Annotated in this window: 12 protein-coding genes; 6 read left to right on the top strand and 6 right to left on the bottom strand. The window is 40.0% G+C overall.

The annotated features are described in order from the left end of the window. Positions 1-8: 8 nt before the first annotated feature. The 3 genes from BLR60_RS12955 to BLR60_RS12945 all read right to left on the bottom strand — a co-directional run bounded on the left by BLR60_RS12955 (position 9) and on the right by BLR60_RS12945 (position 8,068). Positions 9-3,083 carry a SusC/RagA family TonB-linked outer membrane protein gene (locus tag BLR60_RS12955; RefSeq protein ID WP_090500462.1) on the bottom strand — a complete coding sequence of 1,025 codons (3,075 nt, stop codon included), beginning with the start codon at positions 3,081-3,083 and terminating at the stop codon, positions 9-11. Between the two features lie 36 nt (positions 3,084-3,119). After that, positions 3,120-4,859, bottom strand: a complete 1,740-nt coding sequence (locus tag BLR60_RS12950) for a RagB/SusD family nutrient uptake outer membrane protein (RefSeq protein WP_090500461.1) — start codon at positions 4,857-4,859, stop codon at positions 3,120-3,122. A 92-nt stretch (positions 4,860-4,951) separates the two neighbouring features. After that, the gene (locus tag BLR60_RS12945) at positions 4,952-8,068 is read right to left on the bottom strand and encodes a SusC/RagA family TonB-linked outer membrane protein (RefSeq protein ID WP_167354730.1); all 3,117 of its coding nucleotides are present in this window, start codon (positions 8,066-8,068) and stop codon (positions 4,952-4,954) included. Between the two features lie 527 nt (positions 8,069-8,595). On the opposite strand from BLR60_RS12945, the gene BLR60_RS12940 reads away from it, so the two are divergent. Further along, positions 8,596-9,615 carry a LacI family DNA-binding transcriptional regulator gene (locus BLR60_RS12940; RefSeq protein ID WP_090500457.1) on the top strand — a complete coding sequence of 340 codons (1,020 nt, stop codon included), beginning with the start codon at positions 8,596-8,598 and terminating at the stop codon, positions 9,613-9,615. Positions 9,616-9,739: 124 nt separating this feature from the next. On the opposite strand, the gene BLR60_RS12935 is transcribed toward BLR60_RS12940, so the two are convergent. Further along, complete coding sequence (locus tag BLR60_RS12935; RefSeq protein WP_090500455.1) at positions 9,740-10,969, bottom strand: MFS transporter; 1,230 nt, start codon at positions 10,967-10,969, stop codon at positions 9,740-9,742. A gap of 170 nt (positions 10,970-11,139) precedes the next feature. Here BLR60_RS12935 and BLR60_RS12930 point away from each other — a divergent pair, with 170 nt between their 5' ends. Further along, complete coding sequence (locus BLR60_RS12930; protein ID WP_090500454.1) at positions 11,140-11,583, top strand: MarR family winged helix-turn-helix transcriptional regulator; 444 nt, start codon at positions 11,140-11,142, stop codon at positions 11,581-11,583. A gap of 46 nt (positions 11,584-11,629) precedes the next feature. Beyond that, the gene (locus tag BLR60_RS12925) at positions 11,630-12,466 is read left to right on the top strand and encodes an MBL fold metallo-hydrolase (RefSeq protein ID WP_090500453.1); all 837 of its coding nucleotides are present in this window, start codon (positions 11,630-11,632) and stop codon (positions 12,464-12,466) included. Between the two features lie 420 nt (positions 12,467-12,886). On the opposite strand, the gene BLR60_RS12920 is transcribed toward BLR60_RS12925, so the two are convergent. Continuing rightward, positions 12,887-13,399 (bottom strand): glutathione peroxidase, encoded by a 513-nt coding sequence (locus BLR60_RS12920; RefSeq protein ID WP_090500452.1) that lies wholly within the window; start codon positions 13,397-13,399, stop codon positions 12,887-12,889. Positions 13,400-13,968: 569 nt separating this feature from the next. On the opposite strand from BLR60_RS12920, the gene topA reads away from it, so the two are divergent. Beyond that, positions 13,969-16,533, top strand: coding sequence for a type I DNA topoisomerase (topA, locus tag BLR60_RS12915; RefSeq protein ID WP_090500450.1), 2,565 nt, complete (start codon positions 13,969-13,971; stop codon positions 16,531-16,533). A 99-nt stretch (positions 16,534-16,632) separates the two neighbouring features. Continuing rightward, positions 16,633-17,037 carry a hypothetical protein gene (locus BLR60_RS12910; protein WP_090500707.1) on the top strand — a complete coding sequence of 135 codons (405 nt, stop codon included), beginning with the start codon at positions 16,633-16,635 and terminating at the stop codon, positions 17,035-17,037. Positions 17,038-17,477: 440 nt separating this feature from the next. Here BLR60_RS12910 and BLR60_RS12905 read toward each other — a convergent pair whose 3' ends face one another. Next, positions 17,478-17,915, bottom strand: coding sequence for a nuclear transport factor 2 family protein (locus BLR60_RS12905; RefSeq protein WP_090500448.1), 438 nt, complete (start codon positions 17,913-17,915; stop codon positions 17,478-17,480). A 212-nt stretch (positions 17,916-18,127) separates the two neighbouring features. On the opposite strand from BLR60_RS12905, the gene BLR60_RS12900 reads away from it, so the two are divergent. Continuing rightward, positions 18,128-23,719, top strand: a complete 5,592-nt coding sequence (locus BLR60_RS12900) for an alpha-2-macroglobulin family protein (RefSeq protein WP_090500446.1) — start codon at positions 18,128-18,130, stop codon at positions 23,717-23,719. Positions 23,720-23,789 lie beyond the last annotated feature (70 nt).

Genomic DNA, 23,789 nt, shown 5'->3' with positions numbered 1-23,789 from the left:
CTTATCTTTTAAAATTTCAGGTTTAATCCAAGTGAATAAATTTTCATATAGGGATATGAAGCATTATATCCTGATTCAGGTAATTCCGGATCGATGGGTAAATCGCCAAGTTGATCGAAAGTTAACAGGTTTAATCCACCCACATAAAAACGGAGTTGTGATATTTTTAGCCTCTTGATCAATGCCGGAGCCAGCGAATAACCCAGTTCAATGTTTTTTAACCTGATGTAATCACCTGAACGGATCCAAAAATCGGAGTTTGCGGTATTGTTACCCCTATCGCTCAGCAATAATCTTGGATAAGGTGCATTTGGATTACCTGGTGTCCACCTGTTAACGCTAAACTGACTTAAGTAACCATTGTTGGCGTTACCTGAGTTAACCAGGTTCTGAATGGTTATGGAACGACCGCTAGTACCCTGGAACAGGAAGTTAAGATCGAAATTTTTAACAGCAATTGATGCACCAAAACCAAAGAAAGCTTTTGGCACGAAATTGAAATCTGTTCTCACCCGGTCGAGGTCGTTAATCAAGCCGTCGCCATTCTGATCAACATATTTAATGTCGCCTGGTTTTACCGATCCGGATAACATCTGTTTTGCCGAAGCATCAATTTCTGCCTGCGATTGGAAAATACCATTAGAGATCAACATGGTTGAAATATAACCTGCTGAAGTGGTTGCCGTTGCGGCCGGTGAAATGACGCTTGAAATTGGATGCCCCAGTTGTTTCTGATAGGCTGGCAAACCTGCACCTTCATTTATTGCCAGGATTTTACTTACATTATAAGTGAAATTACCAAATACATTCAAATTTACTGCGCCTATTTTTTTATTGTAGTTTATACCGGCTTCAAAACCTTTGTATTCAGCCTCTCCTTCGTTAACGTAAATTAAACTCTGTCCCAATAAACTTGGCAATAACGAAGATGTGGCTAAATCTTTCCGATCTTCATAAAAATAATCGGCACTGATGGATAAGGCTTGTTTAAATAATCTGGCATCAAAACCGATACTGGTTTTATATACCTTTTCCCAGGTTAAATCTGGATTGGCCAATGCCAATTGCCCGGTGCCACTTACCCCTGAAAATGCCGTACCGAAATTATAACCGGTTGTACTTCTGCTAAAAAAATCGTTAAAAGCAAATCTTCTGGCCGAACCGATAGCATCATTACCCACTAAGCCGTATGATCCCCGGATTTTTAACAGATCGAGAAAACTGCCTGATCCTTTCATGAAGTTCTCATCAGAAATGATCCATCCGGCCGATGCGGCAGGGAAAAATCCATAACGTTTACCCGGTGCAAAATTTTCTGATCCTGAATAGTTAGCGGTTACATCAACAAAATAGCGTTGGATAAAATTGTAGGATAACCGGTTAGACCAACCTTCCCTGCGTACATCAAGATTTCCGAATGAAGATAAATTTGCCCTCGAAACCCTTGTGGAGAACTTAATGTCGTGTTTACCGAAAGTACGGTTATAATCCAAACCAGCCCAAAACTCGCTCTTTTTAACATTGCCTGAAAAGGCATTGCCCTGGTAATTCACCTTACTTGCCGTGCCAAATGGTGAATAAGTTCCATCTGCATTCAGCACTGCGGTTGCATAAGTTTCGGCAAAACCCGAGCGGTAAAGCCCTGCAATATCATAAGCATAAAAAACTTCTCCTGATAACCCTTTTAAAATGCCGTCCATTTTTTGACGTGCACTGATGGTTGCAATCATATTCCGCATTAAATCGGTACTTGCACCCCTTGATTGTAACATGGCCAAAGGATTACTTTGCTGATAGACCGATGTTCCGCCATACGATCCGTTAGGATTTAAAATGGGGAAAGCATTTGCTGGTGTTGAATATACTGCTGTTAAAAAGGCACCTGTACCTGCATTTGGAAAGTTAAGCGTCGTAATTCTACCGCCAATATCTAAAGCCACATCTAAGTTTTTGTTTACATGGAGATCTAAATTGGTGCGGAGGTTATAACGGCTGAAATCTGTATTGGCATCATAGGTTTCGCTATGGCCGCCTTTATAAAAACCACCTTGCTGATAAGCACTTAACACGGTGTAATATTTGATAAATGCATTACCCCCGGTTACCGATGCCACATAACGCTGTGTTGGCGCAACTTTTTTGGTAAAGTCTCTTACAAAGTTATTATTCGGATATTTTATGGGATCTGAACCATCCTGGTAAGCCTGTAAAGCCGCAGGGGCATAAACTGCCGCACCGCCACTGTTAACAGATGCCTCATTATAAAGTGTGGCATAGGAATAAGCATCTAAAGGCGCGGTAATCTGTAAAGGAGCCTGTAAGCCAGCCTGTGCATCGAAACTTACCTTGGTAGATGTTGCGCTGCCACGGCGGGTTTTCACATAAATTACACCATTGCCACCATACATACCGTACCAGGCCAATGTCCCGGCATCTTTTAAAACGCTTACACTCTCAATTTCATTCAAATCCATTGAAGTAAAATCCCTTTCAATACCATCAACCAATACTAAAGGTTCCTGATTGCTGTTGTAAGATGAACGCCCCCTTACCAAAAAGCTCGACGCATCGTAGCCTGGTTGCTGAGAGCCACTAGGATATACCGCTAAACCGGCCAATCGCCCTGTAAAAACATTCGTTAATGAAGAGGACGGAATCTGAGGGAGATCTTCAGCCCGGATTGTGCTAATGGTTGACGTAACTTCTCTTCTTTTCCTTACCCCAAACGGGATATAAACATTATCGTCATCGCCCCCATCAACCAGCGATTTGGTTAATATGATATCTCCTCTACTTACTTCAGCTGCCGGCTTTAACATGGTTCCAAAGCCAACAAATTTAAAAATTAATACATCACTGCTTGTTGCATCTATCGAAAACGTTCCATCGGTACCGGTTGAAACGGCTTTATTGCTTTTGTCTTCCTGAATGGTAACCGTTACCCCCGGTAATGGTTTTTTATCCTGATCGACCACCCTACCTGCGATGGTTAATTTTTCATCAGGTTTTTGCCCATATACATCTGACATGCCTGCCATGATGAATAAAAGACAAATAATATATTTTGATTTTATAAATTTCATTTTGAAAAATCTTTTAGCGTTATACGTTTCAATCAACTATTCCCAGCCTGGATTTTGTGTTAAAGCACCTTTACTTTTATAAATCTCTGCTCTTGGGATTGGGTAAAGATTTTGTGCTTCTGTCCAGCTTTTTTGAAAGGTTGGACCAAGTACAATCGGTTTGTAGGTAAAAGTTCCATTGGTATTTTTTACTACATCCATACCTTTCATGGGCACTGCTATGGTTTGTGCACCAATTTTCCAACGCATGATATCATACCAGCGATGATCTTCGAAAGACAACTCTATGGCGCGTTCGTGTCTGATAGCAATACGCATCTCATCTTGAGTCATATTATCTTTAAGTCCATAACCATATGTACCTGCACCTTGGGTAATCCCGGCGCGTTTACGAAGGGCAACGAGCTGTGCATAAACGCTCGCATCAGGACCAACAGCTTCGTTTTGGGCTTCGGCATAGTTTAACAGAATTTCGCCGTAACGGAAGTATAGATAGTTTAATAAAGTTGTACCTCCACCCACAGTGCGGTAAACCTCCAGCCAGTATTTTTTGCAGTAATAACGTGTTGCGGTATAGGTAATAGTGGTGCTGTAATCCTTTCCAAACAACATTTTCCCAGAAGCATCAGTAGTGGTCCACATTTCGATTTTCCGGCCTTGCCAGGCTAAATCGTTGTAAATAATATTGTTGTAAAAACGCGGTTCGCGACCTTGATAAGGCTTTTGCGGATCGTAACCAGATGTAGGGTCGGTAATGGCCTTGCCATTGGCCATTTCATACATATCTACGTGATTTTGCGTGGGGTTCATTTGTCCCTGTGCACCACCAGAACCGGGCGACATCGAAAAATCCTGCATCATTTCACCTGCTAAAGGTGTTGGTCCCTTTATCCTCATCATGATATATTCTGGGGAGTTTGGAAGATTTAACAGGTCGCCATAAGTGGCCTGCAGGGAGTAAGTTTGTTTGGCCAAACCATCAGCACCTTTCATTACTTCGGCGGCAGCATTGGCAGCATCCTGCCATTTGGTTTTATCGTTGTTTGGGTTATTTAACGGACTTGCAGCGTACAATAAAACGCGTGCTTTTAGTGCAAGTGCCGCGCCAAGGGTCGGCCGGCCATAGTTAGAAGCACCATAATCGGTATCGGTACCGAGTTTGGTAAGGGCTACGTCTATATCTTTCAAGATAAAATCTGTTACCTGGGCGAATGAGCTTCTGGGGATACTGTTCATATCATCGGTAACCGCATACACTTTATCAATAATGGGCACACCACCAAATCTTTTGGTCAATTCGAAATAAGACAAGGCACGTAGGAAACGCATTTCTCCCTCTACCCGCCTGGCATCGAAAATTGGAACTGAAGCATTTGGAGATGGCGGTACTTCACCAATTCTGGCCAGCATTTTATTTTGTATGGCAATACCGGCGTACATGAGTTTCCATACGCCATAAATATCGTTTAACGATGGTCCGTTCGAATGATCATGATATAAACCCCTGTTTAATGAAGTTACAGAACCTTCAGAATTTCCGGAAACGGCCTCATCAGCGGCTTGTGCTGTACAGCCGCGGTGATCGTTAAAACGTACATATTTGGTAATAACGTAATTGTAAGCATTATCTGCAAACCTGGCGGCCAATGCCGGATCTGCAAAAATATCATCCTCACTAATGGCAACCCCTGGTGTACGTTCTAAATAATCTTTCTTACAAGAAACTGAGAAAAGCGTTAATAAAAGAATGGCTGTAAATATTTTATAATTTTTCATTTCTATATATTAGTTTTTTAGCGGCGATGAAGCTACCATGAGCATATTCATTATTGTTTGCGAACGGTCTGCCCATGATGGTTTCATTGTCTTTAGAATTGAACGTTTAAACCAAAATTGTACACCTTTGAAGTTGGATAAATAGACTGCAGCGGAAACGCAGTATTAATGGTATTTACATTTTCCGGATCGGTATAAAATTTATACTTGGTCCAGGTGTAAAGATTCTGCCCCTGTACAAAAACCCGCACGTTGCTCAATTTTAATGCAGTAGCCCACTCTTTGGGTAAGTTCCATGCAAATTCTACGTTTCTGATTTTTAAATAAGCTGAATTCTGTAAAGTAAAATCATTTAGTGCATAGTTTAAAGATGCTGTTCCCCTGGCATGTATTACTGGCCAGGTTGCAGTTGCCGCAGTTGCCGGTGTCCATGAATCGAGCATAAATGGATACATCTGCTGTCCGTTGTTTTGTTCGTTCAGAATAACATTCGAACTAACATTGGCAACGCCCTGGAATAATACAGAAAGCGAAAATCCTTTATATAAAATACGTGGACTAAAGCTGTACACATATTCTGGTGTATTGGTGTGGCCAATTGCTTGCTGATCTAAGCTGGTAATAATGCCATTGCCGTCTAAATCTTTAAATTTTAAATCTCCAGGAATCGGCGAATAACCTTGTAATTTTGGAGAAGCAGCAATATCAGCTGCAGATTGGAAGAAGCCATCGGTTACATATCCGAAAAACTGTCCAACACTGGTTCCTTTTCGGACCAACGATGGCGGTAAACCATCTGGTTCATCATTTTCTACAATTCTGTTTTTAGCATAACTTACCTGGGCATTAAGGCCAAGGGTTACACTTCCAATCTGTTTCTGGTAATCGAGTTCAACTTCGTAACCTTTATTGTAAACTATCCCCTTATTAAAATTCGGATAAGTGTGGCCATAAAGCGCAGAACCGCTCAAAGACGGCGTTAAAATATCCTTTCTGGTTTCATCAAAAAGATCAAATGTTACTTTAAGGTTATCTTTAAATAAACGCGCTTCAAAACCCATGTTACGTTTGGTACCGGTTTCCCAGGTTACGATCGGGTTTCCAAGGTCATTTCCGGTAGCGCCAAAAAACTGAGGATCCCTGATCAGAATGGTTGGATAATTGGTAATTGAATTTGGGTTACCAAATGGGGCAACCTGACCGCCTGCCGAGTTCGCCGTATAAGTAGAATAACTGGTTAAAAATAAGAAACGGCTATCCGAAATCCGGTCATTACCCACTAAACCATAACTACCCCTGATTTTGAAATAAGACAGGATATCGTTCTTTTTCCAGAAAGATTCGTTAGTTAACGTCCATCCTGCAGAAATCGCCGGGAAAAAACCATAACGTAAACCCGCTGCGAAGTTTTCTGATCCATTATATGACGCATTAAATTCAGCGAAATAGCGTTCGTCATAATTATAGGCCACACGGCTGGCAATACCCTGTGAAGCTCTTGGAGGAGCAGTAAAGGCTGTAGTACCAGTTGATTTGATTAACTGCCTTGTTCCCAATAACAGTCCGCTTACATTATGTTTGCCAAAATCACGGTTATAATCAAATCCGGCCTGTAAGTTCATATTTGTACTGCCTTCCGTAACGCCACCATCCTGTACAGCACCCAATGGCTCATCGCGGTTACGGGTATCGGTTGATAAAGTAGCCTCGCCAGTTACTGGATTGTACACGTAAGCTGCCCAGTTAGCGTTTCTTCTTTCGATGTTGTTATAATAAGAATCGTAACCAAAAACCGTTTTAAAGCCCAGTCCTTTTGTAATAAAGCCTAATTTGTAATTTAAGTTGAAAGTGCTCTCTATGGTATTGTTATCATCATTACGTGTACCGAAACGGGTTAAAACAGCATACGGATTCCAGATATTGGTACCCACGTTTGGGTTGGCTGTTATTCTGCCATCGGGTAAAGTAACCGGATAAGCATAAGCCGGAACCTGCAAAATACGCGAAATCATTCCTTCAATGGTGTCATAAGAGAAAGCAGACGAAGATCTTAAACCTGCTGGCTGATAACGGTTGGCAAAACGGCCGCCCAATTTAATACCAACCGTAAAATCCTTATTCAAGGTTAAATCTACGTTCGAACGGAAGTTGTATCTGTTGTAGTTGGGAACGGTATTGATTCCATAAGGAGAATCGAATTTTTTGAAAATACCATCCTGAAAGGCATAACCTGCAGAAACAAAATATTTGGCTACTTTGGTGCCTCCGTTAATATTGATGTTATGCTGCGTTTGTGAATAATATTTTTTGGTTAAAAAATCAAACCATTGTACATCGGGATAACCGATCGGATCAGATTTATCTCTGAATTTCTGGATTTCTGCATCAGAGAAAAATGGAGATTTACCATCGTTTACATAAGATTGATTGAGCAAAGTGGCACTTTCTAATGCTGGTAGCCCTACTGCCAGACCGGTATAGGTTTGCAAAGCATAATTACCGGTATAGGTAACCTTTGGTGCACCGATTTTACCTTGCTTTGTTGTAATTACGATAATACCATTTGCTCCCCTGATTCCGTATATTGCTGTTGAAGCGGCATCTTTTAATACGGTAATGGTTTCGATCTCACTGGCATCTACATCAGAAAAACTCGGACGTTCAACCCCATCTACCACTACAATTGCAGCGTTATTGGCACCATAAGTGGCTACTCCACGCACCTTTAGTTGTGCACCATCTGCGCCTGGCTGGCCGCTTGTTTGCACTGCCAATAAACCCGGCAAACGCCCTATCAAACTATTGGTTGGATTGGGCGTCGGCGATTTCATGATCTCCTCAGAATTAATCTGCGCAATGGCCCCGGTTAAGGTAGATTTTTTCTGTGCGCCATAACCAACCACTACCACTTCATCCAAGCCCTGAGAATTATCTTCGAGTACTACGGTTAATGTATTTTTATTGTTTACCGCTACCTCTTTATTGACATAACCAACGTAAGTAAAAGTTAAGGTTGCATTTTCCGGAGCCTTAATGGAGAACTTACCATCGTTATCGGTAACCGCACCGATCGGTGTTCCTTTTACCCTAACACTTACCCCCGGTAAAGTAACACCTTTGTTATCTTTTACCGTACCGGTTAACGTGGTTTGTGCGTATGCGTTAAAGGAGCAGCTGATTAACAAAAGAAAAGTGAATATATAAAGCATTTTTAAGCGTTGAATTTTTTCAAATCCAATAGCAGTCAAAGTGCTTTTCAAATTGTAAAGTCTATCCATAATTGTAATAAATATGAGTTGTTTGTGAAAATTCAATGCGTAGATGGTCCCCCTTTAAATAGACCTGTATGGTACAAATCCAGTTAAGTTAGTCCAAAAAACCGCCTGTAAGTTGTTAGATGAGCGATCGAGAAAATGTTTGAGCTCGATAGTTAAGCACCTTAAGCTTGATACGATTCAGCGTTTAAAGTGTAATCCTGTCGGGAAGAAATGAATTTAGTTTTTGTAACGATCCCTGTTACTCCGGTAAAAGCCCTATTAAAACCGAAGTGAGTAAGTAATGATTTCATCATATTTATTTATTTGGTTAGTTGGTATTGGTATAACGAATGTAGAAAAGCTTAAAGCAATAAAACGTTTTAAACAGACCAAAAACACACAAAATACGCTGCTATCACATTTCAAACGTTTGAAATAATTAAGTTTTTTTTCTTAACTATGTATTGAGATTGGAAAAGATGATGAACAATACCCCCGTAACCCTGAAATTTCTGGCTGAAAAGTTAAAGATGTCAGTTTCTACCGTATCAAAAGCCCTTAATAATTACCCTACCATAAATGCATATACTAAGCAGCGCGTTCAGGAAATGGCCCGCGAGCTGCATTTTACGCCCAATAAATCGGCTATTAATTTAAAGGAAAAAAGATCGCGCATTATTGGCGTGATCCTACCTAACCTCTTAGACCACTTTTTTACCAGAAGTATTTATGGCGTGGAGCAGTTTGCCACACAAAATGGCTACAATGTGATCATCAGTCAATCGCATGATGACCTGGAAAAGGAAATCCAATCGGCAAATATGTTGCTAAGGAGCCGTGTTGACGGTTTAATTGTTGCCATTTCGAAACAAACACAGGATTTTGCTCACCTTGATCAGTTTGAGCAGATGGGTACTCCTGTAGTTTATTACACACGAAACCCGAGTTTTAATTTAAGCTGCCATAAGGTACTGGGCAATACTTTTCAGGGTTGCTACGAAGCCACTAAGTTTCTGATCGGCAGAGGACATAAAAAAATTGCTTACCTGGGTGGCCCTAAAATGACCAATTTTACGCACGACCGTTTCAATGGGTATATTAATGCCTTAAAAGATAATGGAGTACCTTTTTCAGCAAAATTTGTCGCTTACACTGATTTTGATAAGGAAAATACGATTGCTGCAATCAAGAATTTATTCGCTGATTCAGACCACATGCCTACTGCGCTGGTGGCTTTTAAAGAGCCTATCCTTTTTGATGCGATCAAATACCTGAAATCGACAAATCATCCCAACTTTAATAAAATTGAAAGTATAGGATTTGGAAACAATGCTTTTATCAGTTACCTCGATTCGCCCCCTATTGCATCTATTGAAGAAAATCCCGAATCGGTGGGTGAAAATGCCATCAAACTTCTGCTTCAGTTAATCAATAAAGAAATCGATATGGAAAACTATCAGAAAGTGATGGTTGATTGCAAGTTGGTGGTGCATGGGTAAGCGTTTGGTGACAGGCGTTTGGCGTTTTGTACACAATGTTGTATCCACGCGATCGTCATGCTGATCCGATAGCTATCGGATCAGGGTGACGGCCACTCACAAAAAAAACGGACGAAAGGAAACACTAATTCAAGGACATCGCCCTGGTGTTCAATTGGTTTCTATGTTTCTCATGATACACAAAGGCTGCTACAATTAATAATCCAGCAATTCCCTCAAAAGCGACCACAACCTGTGTACCGAAAAGATGCGCCAAATATCCCATTAACAAACTTCCAATCGGTAATACCCCCTGGTAAGCCATAATATAATAGCTCATGGTCCTGCCCCTCATCAAATCATCGGCATGGGTCTGCAAATAAGTGTTAATAGATGAGTTTTGTGCCATTAAACCTAAAGCAGCTAAACTGGTACAAACTAACGCCAGAATGAGTGATGGTGATATGGCCAGCGCCACAACCGAAATGGCCAATAAAATACCAGACATCATGACGATTTTTTGTAAATTCTGACTTCCTTTTAAGGTAGCCATATAAATCGCCCCGAAAAAAGCTCCAAATCCTGCAGCACTTTCAAACCAGCCAAATGTAGTGGCATTTCCATTAAAAATATCCTTTGCAAAAACAGGCAATAAAGTGGTAAAAGGAATAACCAATAAACTCGATGCCGCCATCATTAATACCATAGAAGCCAAATCTGGCGATGATTTGAGATAATCATACCCTTTTTTCAGATCAACCCAGATATTTTCTGCCGATTTTTGATGCGCCGTGATTTTAAGTTTCATCATCACCATACAACCTAACACCGCAATAAAACTTACAAAATTTATAATAAAACAAATATCTTCACCCAGGGTACTTAAAATTACACCTGCCAGCGCCGGACCAATTAACCTAGCCGCATTAAACATTGAAGAGTTGAGTGCGATGGCATTCGGTAAATCTTCCTTATCATCAATTAAATTTACCATTAAAGATTGGCGGGCAGTAACATCAAAAGCGTTTACCAAACCCTGAACCAGCGAAAGTGCTGCGATCCAGAACATATCGTACACTTTAAACCAGATCATTAATGCCAGCGCACCAGCCTGCAGCATCAGAATTACCTGGGTAATTACCAATACTTTATATTTATTATGCCTGTCTACATAACTACCCGCGTAGGGCGCAAGCACCAGCGAAGGGATTAAACTTAAAAAGGTAATCAGTCCCAATAAAAAAGCTGACCCTGTTAAACGGTAAACCAACCAGCTAATGGCAACACGCTGCATCCATGTACCAATTAATGAAATCGCCTGACCTGTAAAAAATAGTCTGTAATTATAATGTCTTAATGAACGAAAAATACTCATGATTAAAATAGTAAAGTAACTTTACAAAGTTATAAAAAATTAAAACACCATTAAAGCCAAAAAAGCAACCTTTTATCATTCTAAAATCAAAAATCACATATTATAAAAATATCTGTTCCGTTAAGTATATAAATAAAACATTATATTTGTAAAGTTTATTTACCAATAAGATGCCTACTCAAACACAAGAGATTGCCGCAAAGTTAAGAAGCACGGTTACCCGCTTAACGAGAGCTTTACGCAAGCAGCATGTAAGTTCAGAATTTAGTAACGCTGAATTATTGACCATGTCGCTATTGGAACAGCACGGCAAAATGCTATCTACAGAGCTGGCCGACATGGAACGGGTATCTAAACAAGCAATTTCGCAGATCATTAACCGCCTTTTCGATGCCAAATGTGTAGAGCGCTTCCCAAGTGAGGAAGATAAGAGAAAGATTTTTATCGGCTTAACCAAACTTGGTGAAAAACATATTATCGCCACTCGAAAGATAAAAGAAGAATGGCTGGCACAAACCATGGAAAAAATCTTTTCTGCTGAAGAAATCAATTTGATTCAGGCTTTTCTGCCCCTGCTTTCGCGTTTGGTTGAACACAATGGTACCAGAGTATAGTTTTCTTTTTTCCTTCGCTAAATAAGCCGTATCTTGCCACCTCAAAATGGCACTATATTTCACCTCAATCAATTCGGGCAGTAATGGCAATTGTTACTATATAGGTAATGATGATGATGCGGTATTGGTTGACATAGGCTTAACCTGTAAAGAGGTTGAAATCCGCATGAACCGTTTAGGTTTACCTTTAAGCAGGGTAAAAGCCATCTTTATCTCGCACGAGCATAGCGATCATATTAAAGGATTAGCCGTTTTTGCTAAAAAATATAAACTTCCTGTGTACATCAGTGCGCCAACCTTAAAAAGCAGCAAGCTTCTTTTGGATACCCAAAATACCTTCACCCTAAGTCATCAACAGCAGGTTCAGATTGGCAGCTTAAAGATTGCTGCTTTTTCTAAATTCCACGATGCAGCTGATCCTTATAGTTTTACCATTGAATGCAACGAGGTAAGAGTTGGGGTCTTTACCGATATAGGCTCAGTATGCGATCGTTTGATTACACATTTTAAAAATTGTCATGCGGCTTTTTTGGAGGCTAATTACGATGCACAGATGCTAGAGAATGGTAAATACCCTTATTTTCTGAAGAGGAGGATTACCAGTGGCCATGGCCACCTGAGCAACACACAGGCGTTGGAGCTTTTCATTAACCATAAAGCACCATACATGAGTCATCTGTTATTAAGCCATTTATCAAAAGACAATAACGACGCTACCCTTGTTGAAAATCTTTTTAAAAATGTGGCTGGTGATACTTTTATTAAAGTAGCATCCAGACATGAAGAAACGGAGCTTTATTATGTCAGCAATAATCAAAATATACCTGAAACTTATTGCTTCGACCCTAACCTATACCAACCAGCACAACTTAACCTGTTTTAACATCTAAAAGTCAAAAACGGCTGGCCTTTTTCCATCAATCTGGTTACACTATGGCTTATTTTTTAATATAGCTCCCGATTGAACCACAAAGGTTAAACAGATGGCAGAATAATTTATTTTTTCCAAAAACTATTTACCTGAACAAGCGTTATATATTTACTTCATAAATAGTTTGTTTGGTTTATTTGGGGCTTATGGATTTAAGCCCCTTTCTTTTATTTAAATCCCTTGATACTTCGTATATAATATCTGAAATCGATTAAGTAATCCTATTTTATTGTGATTGAGGGATATTTACATAAACGGGGTTAATAAATAAAAAAAGGTAAAATGGCTATTCACCACATTACCTTTTAATTTATTTAAAGAAGCGAAAGATTAATACATCTTCCCGCTTACATTGTCCATTTTACATCCCTTCTACAGGTTTTTAATAATCGCTTCGTCAGTAGGCTTCGTTTTTGAACGGAAACGGTGTACCAGTTGTCCTTTTTCGTTGATTAAGAATTTCTCAAAATTCCATTTAATATCACCTTGCTCTTCGGTATTGGTTTGCGAAGTTAAATACTTAAATAAAGGACTGATATCATCACCTTTAACACTGCTTTTCTCTGCAAGCAAAAATGAAACATTGTACTTTCCGGTACAAAACTCTTTAATTTCTGCATTGGTAGAAAATTCCTGTCCGCCAAAGTTACCTGCCGGAAAACCGATTAATACTACCTTTTTACCATATTGTTTCTGAAGTTTCTCTAAATCTTCGTACTGCGGTGTAAAACCACATTTAGATGCTGTATTAACAATCAAGATTTTTTTGCCTTTAAATTTGGAAAGCTTAATTTCCTTACCGTCAATGGTTTTAAAGCTGAAATCGTAAACATTTTTTGGAGGCGATACCAATAAGTTTAATAGGATTAGAATTGTGCTGATCATCGTTTTTTTTTATTTTATATACGAATATAGGTACAAATTGGTTGTCTTGATGTAATGTGGCTGTAAATTATGTGATATCCATAATTAAAGTACAAGTTATTGCCATTGAGGCAGCTATTTATCATAAATCATTATTTCTTTTTGATCAGGAAAGGAAAGGTAGTAGTTCTTCGCAGTTGTAGCCCTGCTATCGCTTATAGTCCAGCGCTGTGGGCTATTCCGCTCATCCGGTTTAGTTAACAGCGCCCTGTTCTTTTTTGTTCGTTCAGCACCGCACAACGCCATTAAAACTTAAATAGTAACACTAAACATGCCACCTAAACCCGACTGAAGCGGAAAACCCGCAGACCGAGGAACGAGGTTGAGGATTTGTAGCAAAGGCGGGACAAAGTCTTACCTATTAACCACTGAAGTTGCTTTCCAAAAAAGCAAAAAGATTAAAACCCCATTAAAATCGGCCTGTAAACCAACATATTTATCACTTACTTAATAAAAAAAAATGTATTAAATTCACCTCAGGTTTGGATTTATGCTTTAATTATAGCTTTATTTGCACAAAAACGTATTTCATGGCCAAAAATTTATTGATCGTCGAGTCACCCGCAAAAGCTAAAACTATAGAAGGCTATTTAGGCAAAGATTTCCTGGTGAAATCTAGCTATGGCCACATCCGTGATTTAGTTAAGGGAGATATGGCGATTGATATCAAGAATGATTTTGCCCAAACCTACGAGGTACCCGCCGACAAGAAAAATGTTGTCGCCGAATTAAAAAAACTAGCTAAAGAGGCCGAAATGGTATGGCTAGCATCCGATGAGGACCGCGAGGGAGAAGCCATCTCGTGGCACTTATTCGAAACTTTGGGCCTGAAAGTGGAGAAAACAAAACGCATCGTTTTTCATGAAATTACCAAACCAGCTATTTTAAAAGCAATTGATAGTCCACGTGGAATTGATTATAACCTCGTAAATGCCCAACAGGCACGCCGTGTATTAGACCGTTTGGTGGGTTTCGAACTTTCTCCGGTGTTATGGAAAAAAGTGAAGCCGTCACTTTCTGCCGGCCGTGTACAATCGGTGGCTGTACGTTTAATTGTAGACAGAGAGCGCGAAGTTTTAAACTTTAATGCCAGTGCTGCCTATAAAATCACGGCTCAGTTCTCTACCGGTAAGGGAAAAGAAATGGTTAAGGCAGAATTGCCACAACGTTTCGAAAATGAGGCTGATGCTGAAAAATTTCTTCAGGACTGTGCAAATGCTAAATTCGACATTACCAGTTTAGAAACCAGGCCTGCCAAACGTAATCCTGCCGCTCCGTTTACCACCTCTACCCTACAGCAGGAGGCTTCCAGAAAATTAGGTTTTTCGGTGGCGAGAACCATGCAGGTTGCGCAGAGACTCTACGAAGCCGGTAAGATTACCTACATGAGGACAGACTCTGTAAATTTATCAGAAACGGCTGTAAATGCTGCTGCTGCCGAAATTAAATCGGCTTATGGCGAAAAATATCACCTGCCAAGGGTTTATAAAACCAAATCTGCAGGCGCACAAGAGGCTCACGAAGCCATCCGTCCTACTTATTTCGACAGACATACGGTAGATGGTGATATTTCGGAGAGGCGTTTGTACGAGTTGATCTGGAAACGTTCTATTGCTTCACAAATGAGCGAGGCGTTATTCGAAAAAACCACCGCACAGATTACCGCATCGACCAGAAAAGAACATTTAGTTGCTGAAGGTGAAGTATTAAAATTCGATGGTTTTTTAAAGGTTTACCTGGAATCTACCGACGATGATGAAAATGAAGAAAAAGAAGGTGGTGCCATTTTACCCCCTTTAGCGAAAGGACAGGAACTATTTTTAAAAGAAATGCAGGCTACGGAGCGTTATTCACGCCCGCCAGCCAGATATACAGAAGCCAGTTTGGTTAAAAAACTGGAAGAATTGGGCATTGGACGTCCATCTACCTATGCGCCTACTATTTCGACGGTACAAAACCGTGGTTATGTGGTAAAAGAAGATAGAGATGGTAAACAGCGTAAGTTTACTTCCATTGTTTTAGCAAATGGACAGGTAAAAAAAGAAATCAAATCTGAAATTACCGGTGCTGAGAAATCAAAACTCTTCCCAACTGATATTGGCGAGGTAGTAAACGACTTTTTGGTAGAACATTTTAAAGGCATCGTGGACTTTAACTTCACCGCAAAAGTGGAGAAAGAATTTGATGAGATTGCGCAGGGTTTGCAGGAATGGACCAAAATGTTGCATTCGTTTTATAACCCATTTCATACTGAAGTAGAAACAACACTGGAAAATGCAGAGCGCGCCACTGGCGAGCGCTTGTTAGGTGTTGATCCGGCAACAGGTAAAAATGTATATACCAAAGTTGGGAAATTTGGTCCTCTGGTGCAGATCGGAGAATTGGATGAAGAGGAAAAACCGCGGTATGCCAGCTTAATGCGTACACAATCTGTTGCCACGATAACTTTAGATGAGGCGCTTGAACTGTTTAAACTTCCTTTCCAGCTTCCTGATTTTGAAGGCAAAGAAGTAATGGTTGGCGTTGGTCGTTTTGGCCCATATGTTAAATGGGGCGAAAGTTTTATTTCCCTTCCTAAAAACGAGGAGCCGTTATCGGTAACTTATGAGCGGGCAGTTGAAATTATCAGGGAGAAAATGGATGCGGATGCGCCTATTGCTTTTTACGAAGGTTTAGGGGTAACAAAGGGGAAAGGCCGTTTTGGTCCGTTTATTAAATGGAACGATCTCTTTATCAATATTCCTGCAAAAGGATACGATTTCGACAATTTAACACGAGAGGATATTAATACCTTAATTGGCAAAAAAGTAGAAAAAGAGGCTAACCGATACATCAAAACCTGGGACGCCGAAAAAATTTCAATTGAAAATGGCCGTTGGGGACCGTTTATCCGTTTTGGCAAACTGATGCTTAAATTACGCAATAACGAGGCGACCAAGCAAAAATATACACCAGAAGAACTGGCCGATATTGAACTGGAAACCGTCAAAAAAATGATTGTGGAACAAGTGCCAAATGCTTTCGAAACCAAGAAAAAAGCACCGGCAAAGAAAAAAGCGGCACCAGCAAAAAAGGTTGTAGCGAAAAAGAAGTAAAATTAAATTCGTCATGCTGAACTCGTTTCAGCATCTTTTAACATAAGCTACTGATGTAAATGCGATAGCTATCGGATCAGTGTGACGCAAACAATGGTTATGAAAGCAGATTTACCAGAAAATACAGTTGAAGATATCGCCATGGCCGTTGTATTAATGGGCGAAACACCTGAAGTAAAAAGCTGGACGGTTTATCTTGTTAATCTCAAAAGCGAGTCCATAACCAATGTGCTGATCAGTTCTAAAGGTTATGGTGAGAAAGACGGAAAACAGGTAAAAACTTCTGTATTGAGACACTTTGTTGGCGATATGGAAGCAAATTCTTTTGCTGGAGTAGAAGCCATTGACCCTGAAGTGTTTGGCTTAACGAATGAATACTGGTTAAGCTATTACATTGGCAGTACCATTTACGACAAAAAATTTATTTTCCTGCCCGAAAGCATTATTGATTCTAATCTGATTAAAGTTCCATTGGTAAACAAACCTGGAGTGATGATAAAGTAGTTGAGAGTTTGGATTCGTGAGTTTGGAGTCCCTATCAATATTTTTAAAATAAAGTTGCCATTTCGGAGCTATTATCCACTTTATGGTATGGGGATGAAATTGGATACATCGATGTTTCAACCAAAACTGAAAGCTCACCACTACAAACGTTAAATAAAAAGGAATTTAACCATCTAAGTGGTTCTGCGCCCAGAACTGAAAACTCCAAACTGAAAACTGCAAACTAGCCTAAGGCATTTAAACTATCTAAGAGGTTCTGCGCCCAAAACTAAAAACTCCAAACTGAAAACTGCAAACTAGCCTAAGGCATTTAAACTATCTAAGAGGTTCTGCGCCCAAAACTAAAAACTCCGAACTGCAAACTATCTTAAGGCATTTTAACTATCTAAGAGGTTCTGCGCCCAGAACTGAAAACTCCAAACTGAAAACTGCAAACTATTCTAAAGTACCTTAACCGCTTGCCTACCAAGCAGCTTCCACCCTTCTTTTTCTTTACTCCAGATTAAAAGAATATATAAATTTACACTTCCTCTTACGCCCTTATCATTGGTTTGTGCCATTAACTTATGCCTTACCAGTGCTGTATTTCCCTGAATAATTGTTTTTGGATCGCCCAGCGTAATATCATCTAGAAAATCAGATTCACCGGAAAGCAGCGAATGCATAAATTCTTGTTTAGTTTGCACCTTCCCGCTGGAGTGACCATAACTTAAATTATTGAGTAACAATTTATCTAAACCTAAGCTATCCGGATGAATCATCAAGCCAATAAGTTTATCTACCGCTTCGTTAACTTCTTTTTCTGCATTTGCTTTTTGCGCATAACAAAAAGTTGTAGAAATTACTAAACACGAAAAGATTAAGAGTTTTCTGATCATACTGGTTATTTAAGGTTGATGCTGTAAACTTATCCAAAAGCCTTTACATGAGCAACATATTCGTTATAATTTTCCACATTATTCCGTTTAACGTTGAATTTAGTTAATTTTCTCCTGAAATATGGTTTTTACGGTCAAAGTGGATTAATTGCGGCATAGCAATTGCTCCAACCGCAGGATTATATTCTCATATATCTTAACGAATTTCATTTATGGAACAACCATCTACCTATCAATCGTCCTCAAAAAAGAAATTTATTTTTATCGGTCTGCTCGCTATATCGATAGCGGCAATTGTATTTATCTATTTTAATAGAAAAAAGAAAAGTTTCGAAGAAAATCAGGCTTACGCGAAGTATATCGAAGCTTACACTTCAGGTACTATTTCTAAAAAAAGTTTTATCCGGGTCCATCTGGCCAATGCCGCAACAGGCATGCAGGATCTGGGTAAGGCAGACACACGCGAGCTTTTCGACTTCTCTCCTTCCATCTCGGGAAAAACCTACTGGATAGACCCCCAAACGGTTGAGTTTAGACCTGATGAAAACCTTAAACCTGGTAAAAACTACGAGGCTACCTTTAAACTTTCGGAAGTTTCGGCTACAGAAAAAGGTCTGGAAGATTTCGATTTTGAATTTAAAGTAATTACCCCGGGGCTCATGCTCTCTCAAAACGGATTGGTTTCACAGAATAATACTTCTTTGGATTATATGAAACTTACGGGTGAAATAGCCACTGCCGATGTAGAAGAAACCAGTAAAATAGAAAAAACGCTTTCACTGGATTTTGATCAGAAATTAAAAATTAAATGGCAGCACGACCCTGCTAAAAATAGTTCGAAATTCACCATCGATAGTATCAAAAAGACGGGCAGCGATCAAAATCTGAAAATAGAATGGGACGGTGATGCCATTGACGCAGATCAAAAGGGTGAAGTAGAAGTTCGTGTTCCCTCAGTTAATAAATTCGAAATTCTGGATATGAAAGCCATTCAGGGTGAAGAGGACTATGCCTTGGTGCAGTTTTCTGAACCGATTGGTGTTGGCCAGGATTTAACTGGCATGATTACCCTGGGCAACCTAAGCGACGTTAGGTACACCATTGATGCCAGTCAGGTTAGAGTATATGCGCCCGAAGAATTAAAAGGCAATTATGCCTTAAGTGTTAATGCCGGGGTCGAAAATATCAACGGCAAAACATTAACAAGCGGTAAAGTAGCCAATCTTGTTTTCGAAGATAAAATACCTGCGGTTACCATCGCCGGCGCAGGTACCATTTTACCGAATTCAGGAAAATTGGTTTTACCATTTGAAGCGATTAATTTAAAGGCCGTTGATGTGACGGTGATCAAGATTTACGAAAATAATATCCCTCAGTTTTTTCAAACCAATAGTTATAAAGATGGTAACGAATTGCGCCGGGTAGCGAAACCTATTCTACAAAAAACGGTACGGTTAGATGAAGATAAGGCACTTAACCTTCATAAAAAGAACCGCTTTACACTCGATCTTGATAAAATGATCCGTACAGAGCCCGGAGCCATGTACAGGGTCACCATTGCTTTCAGACAGGAGTATAATGCTTACAACTGCAAAACCGGAGAAGAAAAAACCGACGGTAGCGACGAAGATGCAGAATATGGCGATTACGAAGGCTATGGTGAAAAAATTGATGAGGATGATGATTTCTGGCAGCGCTACAACAATTATTATCCGCGAAATTACAAATGGAATGATAAAGATAATCCATGTACACCTTCCTTTTATACCAATGAGCGCTGGGCCAGCAGAAACTTAATTGCTTCTAATATAGGTTTGGTAGCCAAACGCGGTAATGACAACAGCATGTTAATTGTGGCAACCGATTTATTAACTGCTAAACCATTGAGTGGTGTAAACCTGGAATTAATGGATTACCAAAAACAGATCATCTTCACCACTAAAACTGATGGTGATGGCTTTGCCAGATTTGACCTGAAACGCCAGCCATTTTTATTGATTGCTAAAAACGGATCGGAACGTGGTTACCTTAAATTAGACGATGGCAGCTCACTGCCTTTAAGCAGGTTTGATGTGGGCGGCGATGTTGTACAAAGCGGCTTAAAAGGCTTTATTTATGGAGAACGTGGCGTTTGGCGTCCGGGTGATAGTTTATTTGTTTCCTTTGTTCTGGAAGACAAACTTAAAAAACTTCCGGCCAACTATCCGGTAACCATGGAGTTCTATAATCCAAAAGGTCAGCTTTACAAAAGACTCATTAATGGCAAGCCTTTAAATGGATTCTACACCTTTAAAACCGCCACAGAAAGTACTGCGCCTACCGGTAACTGGATGGCCAAAGTAAAGGCTGGTGGTGCCACATTTACCAAAACTTTAAAAATTGAAACCGTCATGCCAAACCGATTGAAAATCGATTTCAACATTGGCAATAGAACATATTTAAGTGCAGGAACTTCTGCCGCTACCCTATCTGCTAAATGGCTATTTGGGGCAGTTGCACAAAACTTAAAAGCAAAGGTTGATGTAAACTTAAATACCACAGAAACCAAGTTTAAAGGCTTTGAAGGTTTCAGTTTTGATAATCCTACGGTTAACTTCCAATCGCAGGTTAAAACCATTTTTGAAGGTACTTTAAACCAAAATGGCACCGCACAGATCAATACCAACCTTAATGAGAACAATACTGCTCCTGGTGTATTAAGGGCTAACTTTACAACCAAAGTTTTTGAACCTGGAGGTAATTTCAGTATCGATAATTTCAGTATTCCTTATCATGTTTACAATAGCTATTTAGGCATCCGTACCGAAAAAGGCGACCGCTTAAGCGGCATGCTGGTTACCGGGAAAGAACATAAAGTTGAAATTGTTAATGTAAATACCGATGGAAAACTATTGGGCGGCACCAAAACCGTTACCGTAGAGTTATATAAAACCCAATGGCGCTGGTGGTGGGAACAGGATGACCAGTATACGTATGCCAATTTTACTCAAAACCAATACAACAAATTAGTTGAAACGCATCAGGTAAACTTGTTTAACGGAAAAGGAAGCTGGAATTTGCGCGTTGACGAACCAGAGTGGGGCCGTTATTTAATTCTGGTACGCGATGTAAACGGCGGACATGTTACCGGAAAATCGGTTTATATCGATTGGCCAGGCTGGGCACAGCGCGAACAAGGCAGTAATCCAACAGAAGCGTCGATGTTATCTTTCACCGCTAATAAAGAAAAATTTACCGTTGGGGAAGATATTACCTTAACCATACCAACAGGTAAAAACGGAAGAGCACTCATCTCCATTGAAAATGGAAGCCGCGTATTAAAAACCTTCTGGGTAGATACTAAAGCCGGCCAAACGCAATATAAATTCAAGGCTGAGAAAGAGATGGCGCCTAATGTTTTTGCCAACATTACTTTATTACAACCGCATGCACAAACAGTTAACGATTTGCCAATTAGAATGTACGGTGCTATTCCGCTTTCCATTGAAGATCCGCAAACCATATTAAAACCGACCATTAAAATGGCCGATAAAATTAAACCGGAAACTGAAAATACCATCACCGTGGGCGAACAGAACGGCAAGTCGATGACCTACACCATTGCGCTGGTTGACGAAGGTTTGCTTGACTTAACGCGGTTTAAGACACCAGATCCACATGCTGCATTTTATGCCCGTGAAGGTTTAGGCGTGAAAACCTGGGATTTATTCGACTATGTACTGGGCGCATGGGGTGGAAATTTAGAACGTATTTTAAGTATTGGCGGTGATGGAAGCATCAACAAAAACTTAAATCCCGCAAAAGCCAACCGTTTTAAAGCAGTAGTTAAATTTATGGGACCATTTACTATTGGTAAAGGCGAAAGTAAAACGCATAAATTTAAATTACCACAATATATTGGTGCTGTAAGGGCTATGGTAGTTGCCGGACAAGATGCTGCATATGGTTTTGCTGAGAAATCGGTTCAGGTTAAAAAACCATTAATGGTTTTGGCTACCCTGCCAAGGGTTATTGGTCCTGGCGAAAGTTTCACCTTACCGGTAACTGTATTTGCTACGGAGAACAACCTTAAGAATGTATCAGTACAATTGCAGGCAAGCAATTTAATTGTTCAGGGCACTAATAAGCAACAGCTTTACTACAAGCAAACAGGCGAACAGATGGCCTATTTTGAGGTTAAAGCACCAAATACCGTAGGTATTGCGAAAGTGAAAGTGATTGCACAAAGCGGAGCTGAAAAAACAGTTTACGATGTAGAAATGGATATCAGAAATCCAAACCCATATGTAACCAATGTAGTTTCCGCAACCGTTCAGCCACACACCAAATGGGCTGTAAACTATTTACCGATCGGAATGTCGGGTACCAATTCTGGTTCGCTGGAGGTATCGTCTATCCCGGCGATTAACCTTAGCAAAAGATTGAGTTACCTAATTCAATATCCACATGGCTGTATAGAGCAGACTACTTCTGGCATATTCCCTCAATTATTTTTAGATCGCTTAAGCCCTTTAAACGAACAACAGAAAGCCAAAACAGAGAAAAATATCAAAGCTGGGATAAACAGGCTGAAAGGTTTCCAAACTACTGATGGTGGTTTATCTTACTGGCCTGGAGAAGGCACATCTGATGAATGGGGAAGTAATTATGCTGGTCATTTCTTAATTGAGGCACAGAATGCCGGATATACTTTACCTGTTGGTCTTTTAGATGAACTATTACGCTTTCAAAAATCAAAAGCTACAAACTGGGCGCCTAATAGCAATAATTTTTATGGCGGCGATTTATCGCAGGCATACCGTTTATACATGCTCGCGCTAGCTAAAAAACCAGAAATGGCTGCCATGAACCGGCTGAAAGCCTTCCAATATTTATCTGTAGCAGCGAAATGGCGTTTGGCAGCAGCTTATAAACTGGCGGGACAAAATGATGTTGCACAAAATATGATCAGAGGTTTAGATACATCTATCCAGGCCTATAAACAATTAGGTGGAACTTACGGCTCTGATGTACGTGACGAAGCTATGATTTTAGAGACTTTAACCCTACTCGGTCAGAAAGCAAAAGCCGCAGGTTTATTGCAGCCTTTAGCTGCTAAGCTGGGCGAAAACACCTGGTATAGTACACAAACAACGGCTTATAGTTTACTGGCTATTGCTAAATTCTGTGGATCAAACCAATCAGCTAATAAGCTGCAATATCAATATATATTGGATGGAAAGTCTGCACCTGTAAATTTAAATCAATATATGAATAGTACACCTGTAGCCTTTAAAGGAAATACCGCTTCGGTTACCAACAATGGAAACAATGTACTTTTTGTTCGTTTGGTTTTAGAAGGGCAACCAGTTGCTGGTCAGAATGACTTTTTACCTAACCGTCCTGATGTTTTAGACATGAACGTGACCTACAAACGTTTAAATGGAAAAGTTTTAGATCCTACTACCTTAAAACAAGGAACAGATTTCTATGCAGAGGTGACGGTAAAAAATCCTGGCCGAATGGGCTACTATGAACAGATGGCATTAACGCAGATTTTCCCTTCAGGATGGGAAATTATCAATACCCGGGTGAATGATAATCAAAGTATTTTGGCTTCATCTCCTTTCACCTATCAAGACATCAGGGATGATCGTGTTTTCACTTATTTCAATGTAAGAGAAGGCGAAAGTTTGGTGTACAAGGTACTCCTTAATGCTTCTTACCTGGGCAAATACTATTTATCGGCCGTTCAATGTGAAGCGATGTATAATAATGATATTTCGGCAACCGAGCCTGGCAAATGGGTACAGGTGGTGAAGTAGTTTTTTGCAAATGGTTCGTGGAGACACGAACCATGGCCTTTATTTAAGCCTCGGTTCGTGTCTCCACGAA

This window comes from Pedobacter terrae (assembly GCF_900100705.1).
In the GTDB taxonomy this organism is placed as follows: Bacteria; Bacteroidota; Bacteroidia; order Sphingobacteriales; family Sphingobacteriaceae; genus Pedobacter; species Pedobacter terrae.
Note: the sequence above shows the minus strand (reverse complement) of the source record. Positions and strands in the feature narration are given on the sequence as shown.